The organism is Bradyrhizobium sp. Leo170 (genome assembly GCF_004296405.1).
Taxonomy (GTDB): Bacteria; Pseudomonadota; Alphaproteobacteria; order Rhizobiales; family Xanthobacteraceae; genus Bradyrhizobium.
Genome location: NZ_PSRR01000353.1, coordinates 1 through 8918, shown reverse-complemented (window position 1 = coordinate 8918; position 8918 = coordinate 1). Strand labels below are relative to the sequence as shown.

At 64.6% G+C, this 8918-nt stretch carries 10 protein-coding genes and 1 riboswitch; of the genes, 5 read left to right on the top strand and 5 right to left on the bottom strand.

Annotation, left to right across the window (positions count from 1 at the left end):
• Positions 1–354 precede the first annotated feature (354 nt).
• Positions 355–1002 carry a TIGR02594 family protein gene (locus CWO89_RS36435; RefSeq protein WP_130583222.1) on the bottom strand — a complete coding sequence of 216 codons (648 nt, stop codon included), beginning with the start codon at positions 1000–1002 and terminating at the stop codon, positions 355–357.
• On the opposite strand from CWO89_RS36435, the gene CWO89_RS46330 reads away from it, so the two are divergent.
• Both CWO89_RS46330 and CWO89_RS36430 read left to right on the top strand, forming a co-directional pair.
• A complete protein-coding gene (locus CWO89_RS46330; RefSeq protein ID WP_165421475.1) occupies positions 957–1217 on the top strand; it encodes a hypothetical protein in 261 nt (86 codons plus the stop codon). The genes CWO89_RS36435 and CWO89_RS46330 overlap by 46 nt on opposite strands.
• Positions 1218–1261: 44 nt before the next feature.
• A complete protein-coding gene (locus tag CWO89_RS36430) occupies positions 1262–2125 on the top strand; it encodes an alpha/beta fold hydrolase (protein WP_130583221.1) in 864 nt (287 codons plus the stop codon).
• Between the two features lie 185 nt (positions 2126–2310).
• Here CWO89_RS36430 and metW read toward each other — a convergent pair whose 3' ends face one another.
• Together metW and metX are read right to left on the bottom strand one after the other, a co-directional pair.
• A complete protein-coding gene (gene metW / locus CWO89_RS36425) occupies positions 2311–2979 on the bottom strand; it encodes a methionine biosynthesis protein MetW (RefSeq protein WP_130583220.1) in 669 nt (222 codons plus the stop codon).
• Entirely contained in the window at positions 2979–4184 is a 1206-nt protein-coding gene (gene metX, locus CWO89_RS36420; RefSeq protein WP_130583219.1) for a homoserine O-acetyltransferase MetX, read from the bottom strand. Before metX ends, metW begins: the two co-directional genes overlap by 1 nt.
• A gap of 82 nt (positions 4185–4266) precedes the next feature.
• Positions 4267–4346, bottom strand: a riboswitch (SAM riboswitch).
• A 330-nt stretch (positions 4347–4676) separates the two neighbouring features.
• Between metX and CWO89_RS36415 the strand changes: the two genes are divergently transcribed.
• Genes CWO89_RS36415 through CWO89_RS36405 form a run of 3 tightly spaced genes read left to right on the top strand, consistent with a single transcriptional unit; the run spans position 4677 to position 7572 of the window.
• Positions 4677–5513, top strand: coding sequence for a chorismate mutase (locus tag CWO89_RS36415; protein ID WP_130583218.1), 837 nt, complete (start codon positions 4677–4679; stop codon positions 5511–5513).
• A 23-nt stretch (positions 5514–5536) separates the two neighbouring features.
• On the top strand, positions 5537–6634 hold the full coding sequence (hisC, locus tag CWO89_RS36410; protein ID WP_130583217.1) for a histidinol-phosphate transaminase: 1098 nt from the start codon (positions 5537–5539) through the stop codon (positions 6632–6634).
• Complete coding sequence (locus tag CWO89_RS36405; RefSeq protein ID WP_130583216.1) at positions 6631–7572, top strand: prephenate/arogenate dehydrogenase family protein; 942 nt, start codon at positions 6631–6633, stop codon at positions 7570–7572. Before hisC ends, CWO89_RS36405 begins: the two co-directional genes overlap by 4 nt.
• Before the next feature lie 102 nt (positions 7573–7674).
• Here CWO89_RS36405 and CWO89_RS36400 read toward each other — a convergent pair whose 3' ends face one another.
• Together CWO89_RS36400 and CWO89_RS36395 are read right to left on the bottom strand one after the other, a co-directional pair.
• Complete coding sequence (locus tag CWO89_RS36400; protein WP_130583215.1) at positions 7675–7905, bottom strand: hypothetical protein; 231 nt, start codon at positions 7903–7905, stop codon at positions 7675–7677.
• A 262-nt stretch (positions 7906–8167) separates the two neighbouring features.
• The coding region (locus tag CWO89_RS36395) for a DUF2125 domain-containing protein (protein ID WP_130583214.1) at positions 8168–8918 on the bottom strand (751 nt) is incomplete at its 5' end.

The window sequence follows — 8918 nt, the reverse complement described above, 5'->3', positions numbered from 1 at the left end:
ACCCGCCCCTCATTCGGGTGAGACGCGCGGAGTTAAATCACTGATTTGCCCGACGGAGGAAGCGGAATGTTTTTTGCGCGAGGGCTGGACAGACTTTTCGCTGATTTGCCCGTCGGGTTGATTTGTCGCACCCAAAGCAACCACATCGTCATTGCGAGCGCAGCGAAGCAATCCATAGCGCCGCAAGTGGAGACGTGGATTGCTTCGCTGCGCTCGCAATGACGGAGGCTGTCATTCCGGGGCGATGCGAAGCATCGAACCCGGAATCCATTTCGCTGCCTGCGCCTGCGGCCTGATGGATTCCGGGCTCGCGCCAAGAGGCGCGCCCCGGAATGACGGTGGAGAGTGTAGCGGCTAGTTCGTCGGCATCACGTAGGCGTAGATGCGGCCGCGGGAGACCGGGGCTTCACGGACGCGGTTGCCGTTGTTGCCGGAGATCATGATCGGATTTCCCTTGGCGTCGATGCCGGTGATGATGCCGACATGGCCGCCGCGGCGTCCCCGCGACATCACGGCGATGGCGCCAACCTGTGGGCCGGAGACACGCTGCCCATAGCGGGCGAACGAGCTCGCCATGTCGGAGCCGGTGCCGCGATAACCCGAATGCTGCAGCACCATGTTCATGAACCGCGCGCACCACAGGCTGCCGCGACTGGTCGGATTGCCGCCGAGGTGACGGCGGGCTTCATCGACGATGTTCGAAGAACCGAGGCTTGCCCCCTGCTGCGGCTCCGGCGACAGGCTCGCATTGCTGTCGGCAAGACCCTGCGCCTGCATCTGCGCTACGCCGCGCTCCCAGCGCGAGGCACGCGTCATGTGGCGGTGACGATGATGCGCATAGTGATGCTTGGCATGATGACCGGCATGATAGGCCCTCGCGTGGCGCCCTGCGCCGTGATGAGGCCGTGCCGAAGCGGGAGAGACAGAGACGACGATTATCGTCGAACACAACGCCAGTGCCAGAACTCGAAGCAACCGGCGGAACGCACGCAACTGAACCATACTTCCCATTTTTTCCTTCTGTTACACCCCCGTTTTCCCAGGCGCGCCCGTCTGTGGATGACATCTGGATGACAGGCGCGGTGCGTTTTGTGCCGCTCAATGTGGCAAGACAAAGATTTCCTGCCGCGCTGCGGCGAAAAATTGCAGGACGATTTCACGAACATTTGGAGGCGAAAAAGGAAACGATGCCGCCGCATTGCAGCCGTGAAGGTTAATTGCGATCCTCGCTGCGCAGGCTCACAAGAAGGAAAACGTTAAAATGCCCTATGCCGTCGCCAAGGATAATGTCCGCCTCTATTTCGAAGAGGTTGGGAGCGGGACGCCGATCATCTTCCTGCACGAGTTCGCGGCCGATCACACCAATTGGGAGCCGCAGATGCGCTATTTCTCGCGCGGCCACCGCTGCATCGCCTATTCCGCGCGCGGCTACACGCCCTCCGACGTTCCGCCATCGGCCGAGGTCTACAGCTACAAGCATTTCTACACCGATGCGCTCGCGGTGCTCGATCATCTCGGTATCGCACGCGCGCATTTCGTCGGGCTGTCGATGGGCTCCTATTCGTCGCTGCAGGTTGCGCTCAATGCGCCCGAGCGCGCATTGTCGATGACGCTCGCCGGCGTCGGCTCCGGCTCAAGTCTCGAAAACCTCGACGCCTTCCGCGCGCAGTGCCGCGCCAATGCCGAGCAGTATGAGAGCATCGGATCGGCCGAAGTCGCCAAGGTGACGCGCGAGGCGCCGGGCCGGATTCCGTTCCTCGTCAAGGATCCGCGCGGCCATGCCGACTTCTACGCCGCGCTCGCCCGGCACGATGCCAAGGGATCGGCCAACACGATGCGCAGTTTTCAAGGCGCGCGGCCATCGATCTACACCATGGCGGAAGCGATCGGACGCGTGCCGACGCCGGCGCTGATCATCTGCGGCGACGAGGACGACAATTGCGTCGAGCCGAGCCTGTTCCTGAAGCAGCATTTGTCAGCGGCGGGGCTGACGTTCTTCCCGAAATCGGGACACGTGCTCAATCTCGAGGAGCCGGCGCTGTTCAACGAGATGGTCGAGCGGTTCATCGCGCTGGTGGAAGCGGGCCGATGGTTGCCGCGCGATCCCAGGTCGATGGTGGCCTAGCTGTCATTCCGGGGCACGCGAAGCGTGAGCTATGATGTGCAATTGCACATCAGAGAATCCATTGGGCAGCGTGACCTGCCGCCCGATGGATTCCGGGCCTGCGCCTTCGGCGCATCCCGGAATGACGAGGCAGGAGCGCGCGGCAACAGTCTAAGCCGCGCGCCCCGGAATGACGGGGAGAGTGCTCAGCGTCCCTTGCCGCCCCTGCTCAGCAGGAACACACCCTGCTCGCCGAACATGTTCCAGACCCACCAGGGCAGGTTGAGCGGCACCGGGCGGCCGTAGAGGTCGAGCGCGACGGCGCGCTCCATCTTGACGTGGATCTCGTCGCAGAGCTGGACGAAATCCTTGATGGTGCAGAAATGAATGTTGGGGGTGTCGTACCAGGTGGCGGGGAGGTTTTCGGTGCGCGGCATGTGCCCGCCGACCAGGAGCTGCAGCCGCATCTTCCAGAAACCGAAATTCGGGAACGAGACGATGGCGCGGTGACCGATGCGCAGGAGATTTTCCAATACCGCTTTCGGCTGGCGCGTCGCCTGCAGGGTCTGCGACAGGATCACGTAGTCGAACGCATCGTCGGCATAGTTGACGAGGTCGGTGTCGGCATCGCCCTGCACCACCGCGAGCCCCTTGGCGACGCAGTGGTTGACGCCTTCGCGCGACAGCTCGATGCCGCGGCCGTCGATGCCGCGGCTCTCCAGGAGCTGCAACAGATCGCCGTCGCCGCAGCCGACGTCGAGCACGCGCGAGCCGGGCTCCACCATTTCGGCGACCAGAACATGGTCCGGACGAAGGCTCGTACTCGCCTGCGGCGCCACGCCGGGCAGCGGCAGGGTTTGTTCCTGAAGCGCCATCACACGACCCCCGCATCGCCGAGGCCGCGCGCCTTGCCGGCCGACTGCAGGAAAGCGCGGGAGATGTCGAAGAATTCGGGCACGTCGAGCAGGAAGGCGTCGTGGCCCTTGTCGGTCTCGATCTCCGCGAACGAGACCCGCGCGCTGGAGGCGTTCAGCGCATGCACCAGCGCCCGCGCTTCCGAGGTCGGGAACAGCCAGTCGCTCGTGAACGACACCACGCAGAACCGGGTCTTGATGCCGCGGAACGCCTTCGCCAGCACACCATTATGGTCGGCGGCGATGTCGAAATAGTCCATCGCCCGCGTCAGATAGAGGTAGCTGTTGGCATCGAAGCGCTCGACAAAGGATGAGCCTTGGTAGCGCAGATAGCTCTCGACCTGGAAGTCGGCATCGAAGGAGAATGTCGGCAGTTCGCGATCCTGCATCCGCCGCCCGAACTTGCGATGCAGCGCCGCGTCCGAGAGATAGGTGATATGCGCAGCCATGCGCGCGACCGCGAGCCCGCGATGCGGATGCGTGCCCTGATCGACATAGCGTCCGCCGCGCCAGTCCGGATCGGCCATCACGGCCTGCCGGCCGAGCTCATGAAAGGCGATGTTCTGCGCCGAGTGCCGCGTCGAGCAGGCGATCGCGAGCGTCGAGAACACGCGCTCCGGATAGGCCGCGGCCCATTGCACCGCCTGCATGCCGCCCATGGAGCCGCCGACCACCGAGAACAGCGTCTCGATGCCGAGCCGGTCGATCAGCATCGCTTGCGCGCGCACCATGTCGGGAATGGTGATGTTCGGAAAATCCAGGCCCCACACCTTGCCGGTCGCGGGGCTGAGCGAGGCAGGGCCGGTCGAGCCCATGCAGCCGCCAAGCACGTTGGAGCAGATGATGAAGTACTTGGAGGGGTCGAGCGGACGGCCAGGGCCGACCATGGTCTCCCACCAGCCGGGCTTGCCCGTCACCGGATGCAAATTGTTGACATGCTGGTCGCCGGTCAGCGCGTGGCAGACCAGAATGGCGTTGGAGCGCTCGGCATTGAGTTCGCCATAGGTCTGGTAGGCGATCTGGAACGGCGCGAGGTCGATGCCGCAGTCGAGCTTCAACGGCTGATCCATGCCGAACTTTGCTACCGGCGAGGACGGATGATCGGCCTCATGGGCGCGGTCCTCACCCTGGATCGACGGACTCTTGATCGACTGCACCTTGGTCATTGCGGCCCCTTCCTCCGACGCGGAGGTCCCGGACAGAAATCAGGCCATAAAAAAACCCGGCCTGAACAAAGGTTCGGCCGGGATCGATCTGTCCCCGGCCTGTTTAGCAAGTTCTTTAACGTGGCTGCAAGCCGGCCGGCTCAAATGACCACGGAACGCTGGGAAAGTAGTCCCTTACCTGACCCGCGTCAAGGCAACCAGGGCCGTTAACCTAACCGTGACCTTGAGGCTGAGCTTGCGCCGTCTGGCCCCATGGGACAGAACGGGGGCTCGCACTTCTCCCTCTCCCCGCTTTTGCGGGGCCGGGACGAGCGGAGCTCGCCCTGAGAGGGTTGGGGTGAGGGGCTTTCTCCGCTAACAAGGTAACAGACGGACTCGCGGAGAGTCCCCCTCACCCGAAATTCAAGCTCGCTTGAATTTCGACCTCTCCCCGCACGCGGGGGAGAGGTGAAGAGTTGGCTCCCTGATTGAAGAGAATTGACGGGCCCTAGCATGTCAAAAACGCCTCCGGCGCCGCCCTCGCTGGCCGAGTTGCGCAAAGAGATCGACGCGATCGATGAGCAGGTTCACCGCCTCTTGATGGCGCGTGGCGACATCATCGACCGCCTGATCAGGGTGAAGCAGACCCAGGAAGTCGGCTCCGCGTTCCGGCCGGCGCGCGAAGCCGCCATGATGCGCAGCCTGGTCGAGCGCCATCGGGGCATCCTGCCGCTTGACACCATCGAGAGCATCTGGCGCGTCATCATCTCGACGTTCACTTACGTCCAGGCACCGTTCTCGGTGCATGCCGATGTCTCGGTCGGCGAATCCATGATGCGGGATTCGGCGCGCTTCCATTTCGGCTTCGTGGTGCCCTACGTCTCGCATTTCAGCGCGCAGGCGGCCGTCGAAGCGGTGGCGAAATCGAAGGGCGACCTGGCGCTGGTGTCGGCCATTTCCAGCCGCACGCCGTGGTGGATCGACCTCGGGGCCGAAGGCGCGCCGAAGATCATTGCGCGGCTGCCGTTCCTCGAACGTGCCGATCATCCCGCAGCGCTGCCCGTGTTCGTGATCTCGCGCGTCGCCGACGATGCGATGGTGACCGAAGTCGAGATGTGGAGCGTGCGCGTCTCCGGCTGGAACGCCGAGATCGCCCGCGCGGTGGCGCCGCTCGCTGAAATCGTCGCGGTGCCGGACACCGCCTTCGACGGCGCAGCGCTTTTGGTATCGGTCGCCGGCCGCGGCTTCGAGGAGATCAAAATGGCCCTGATCCGCGCCGGGGCCTCGGTGCGCTCATCGGCCCTCGTCGGCAGCCACGCAACGCGCTATACGGTGCCCCCCCGCCCCTAGAATCCGGAGCTAGAGAGTTAGAGATGTCCCGCCCCGTGCCGAATCCCGGCATCCTCGATATTGCGCCCTACACCCCCGGCAAGAGCCCGGTGGCCGAACCGGGGCGCAAGGTGTTCAAGCTTTCCGCCAACGAGACGCCGTTCGGCCCCTCGCCGAAGGCCATCGAGGCCTATAAGCACGCCGCCGAACATCTGGAGGACTATCCGGAAGGCACCTCGCGGGTGCTGCGGGAGGCGATCGGTCGCGCCTATGGCCTCGACCCGAACCGCATCATCTGCGGCGCCGGTTCGGACGAAATCCTCAACCTGCTCGCCCACACCTATCTGTGCGAAGGCTCGGAGGCGATCTCCACCACCCACGGCTTCCTGGTCTATCCGATCGCGACCAAGGCGAACGGCGCCAAGAACGTGGTCGTGCCGGAGACCGACTACACCGCCAGTGTCGATGCGATCCTCGAGGCGGTCACGCCGCGGACCAAGCTGGTCTGGCTCGCCAACCCGAACAACCCGACCGGCACCTATCTGCCGTTCGATGAGGTCAAGCGCTTGCGCGCAGGCCTGCCGTCGGACGTGCTGCTGGTGATCGACGCCGCCTATTCCGATTACGTGGTGCGCAACGACTATGGGCTCGGTCTTGAACTGTGTGCGACGACCGAGAACACGGTGATGACCCACACCTTCTCCAAGATCCACGGGCTCGCGGCGCTCCGCGTGGGCTGGATGTTCGGCCCGGCGCATATCGTCGATGCGGTGAACCGCATTCGCGGCCCCTTCAACGTTTCGAGTCCGGCGATGCTCGCGGCGGTCGCCGCGGTCGAGGACACCGCGCATGTCGAGATGTCGCGGGTGCATAACGAAAAATGGCGGAGCTGGGTGACGGACGAGATCCGCAAGCTCGGGCTGAAGGTGACGCCGAGCGTCGCCAATTTCGTGCTGATCCATTTCCCGACCGAAAAGGGCAAGACCTCGGCTGACGCGGACGCGTTCCTCACCAAGCGCGGACTGGTGCTGCGGGCATTAAACAATTACGGCCTGCCGCACGCGCTGCGCATGACCATCGGCACCGAGGAGGCCAACCGCCTCGTGGTCGAGGGCCTGCGCGACTTCATGGATCAGAAGTGAACGCCGCCCCTCACTTCCAACGTATCGCGCTGATCGGCTTCGGCCTGATCGGTGGCTCGATCGCGCGCGGCGCGCGGGCGCAAGGGCTCGTCGGCGAGATCGTCACCACCGCGCGCTCAGAAAAAACACGCGCGCGCGTTGCCGAGCTCGGCATCGTCGACCGCGTGGTGGAGACCAATGCGGAGGCGGTTGCGGACGCCGATCTTGTCATCCTCTGCATTCCCGTCGGCGCCTGCGGGCCCGTGGCGGCGGAGATCGCGCCCTACCTGAAGAGAGGCGCCATCGTCTCCGATGTCGGCTCGGTCAAAGGCGCCATCGTCAGGGACATGGGGCCGCATATTCCTGATGGTGTGCACTTCGTGCCGGCGCATCCGGTGGCCGGCACCGAGCATTCGGGGCCCGATTCCGGTTTTGCCGAGCTCTTCATCAACCGCTGGTGCATCCTGACGCCGCCTGATGGCGCCGACGCGGGCGCGGTCGACAGGCTGCGTGAATTCTGGGCCGCGCTCGGCGCCAAGGTCGAGATCATGACGCCGGATCATCATGACCTCGTGCTCGCGATCACCAGCCATCTGCCGCATCTGATCGCCTACACCATCGTCGGCACCGCCGACGAGCTGGCGCAGGTGACGTCCTCGGAAGTAATCAAATTCTCCGCCGGCGGCTTCCGCGATTTCACCCGCATCGCGGCCTCCGATCCGACGATGTGGCGCGACGTGTTCCTGAGCAACAAGGACGCGGTGCTGGAGATGCTCGGCACCTTCAACGAGGATCTTTCCAAGCTGACGCGCGCGATCCGCCGCGGCGACGGCGAAGCGCTGTTCGACCACTTCACCCGCACCCGCGCCATCCGCCGCGGCATCGTCGAGATCGGGCAGGATTCAGCCGCGCCGGATTTCGGGCGGCCGCATGCGAATCTGGAGAAGAAGGCGGAGTGACGCTCGTTGTCGTCATTGCGAGGAGCGCAAGCGACGAAGCAATCCATGCCTCCACAAGCGGCGGGATGGATTGCTTCGCTTCGCTCGCAATGACGGCAAGTGTCACCGATGCAGCGTCGCCCGCATCTTCACATGCGGGGTTCTCGCGCGGGGATAGACTGACATCATCGCGCGGCTGTCGACCACCGGCTTCGACATGCCGATGCCAAGATCGCTGTTCGGATGCACGAACGCTTCCATGCCGGGCTCATCCACGACCGGCTGCGCCGATGCGGGCGATGCCATCGATGCCGCGACATAGGCCGCCAGGCCAAACAGTCTGAACCTGATCATTGCTCTCTCCTTGCCATGACCCGCGGTTTACGGATGTGCGGGCCTTCGCAAAGCAGGAGCTTCGAGCAGGCGTTGGCATTCCCGGCGCACGCCGCGATTGCCATCACGCTTCGGCGATTGACGCTTTACTCGGCTTGTAGCCCGGATGGAGCGAAGCGCAATCCGGGGCCGCTCGCGGTGCGGGCTGAGACGTCCCGGGTTGCGCGGAGCCTGTCATCGGGCGCGCGTTCGCGCGACCCGTTGGCTTCACCCGGGCTACGGGTCAGAACAATGGCGGGATTTGTCCGACCTTGATCGGGCCGAGCAGCACCGCGCCGTCGACGAAGCGCAGCGGGAAGCTGCGGGCCTTCTTGCCTTCGAGCATGGCTTCGCTGCCGAGCGAATTGATGCTGGCGGCGACGCCGACATTGGCGTTCTGCTTCACCACCTTGCCGAGGCCGGGGATGGCACGGTCGAGCGCGCCGAAGAGATTGTTGAGGTCCTGCGTCTTCACGCCGGGCGCGACGCGGTCGAGCGTCGATTGCGGCACGCCTTCTTCCAGCATCTTCTCGATGCCCAGCGCCGGGATCACGCGCTCGAGGCCGGTGACCGTCATCTGCAATTCGCCTTCGATGCGGCCATTTGCGTTGAGGCTCAAGGTGCCCGCGGAGATCGCGATCATCTCGCCCTGCTGGATGCGCGACTGCACGATCTCGACATGGCCGCCGGCGGCCTGGATCTCGCGGAAGCGCTCCGGCCACGGTTTTGGCGTGAAATCCTTCAGGCCGGAAATCTTGGTGCGGATGTCGGCATCGAACGGCGTCGCCAGCACGGGATGCACGTCCTGCAGGCTGCCGCCGTTGATCTGCAGCGCGGTCTCGATCACCGGATTATCCACGGACGAGCCGTCGGCGAGACGGCCGTGCAGCTCGACGTGTGCAGCGCGACCGAGCGGCGTCTGCACCGAGCCGTTGACGCGGTCGATCGCGGGATCGTCGAACACCAGCGAGCCGCGCTGCGGCACCGCCGGCAGG

Bases quoted from the DNA above. Each gene is read 5' to 3' on its own strand.
- CWO89_RS36430 (WP_130583221.1), top strand. From the start codon at position 1,262: ATGCCCTATGCCGTCGCCAAGGATAATGTCCGCCTCTATTTCGAAGAG.
- CWO89_RS36400 (WP_130583215.1), bottom strand. From the start codon at position 7,905: ATGATCAGGTTCAGACTGTTTGGCCTGGCGGCCTATGTCGCGGCATCG.
- metW (WP_130583220.1), bottom strand. From the start codon at position 2,979: ATGGCGCTTCAGGAACAAACCCTGCCGCTGCCCGGCGTGGCGCCGCAG.
- CWO89_RS36435 (WP_130583222.1), bottom strand. From the start codon at position 1,002: ATGGTTCAGTTGCGTGCGTTCCGCCGGTTGCTTCGAGTTCTGGCACTG.
- CWO89_RS36415 (WP_130583218.1), top strand. From the start codon at position 4,677: ATGTCAAAAACGCCTCCGGCGCCGCCCTCGCTGGCCGAGTTGCGCAAA.
- metX (WP_130583219.1), bottom strand. From the start codon at position 4,184: ATGACCAAGGTGCAGTCGATCAAGAGTCCGTCGATCCAGGGTGAGGAC.
- hisC (WP_130583217.1), top strand. From the start codon at position 5,537: ATGTCCCGCCCCGTGCCGAATCCCGGCATCCTCGATATTGCGCCCTAC.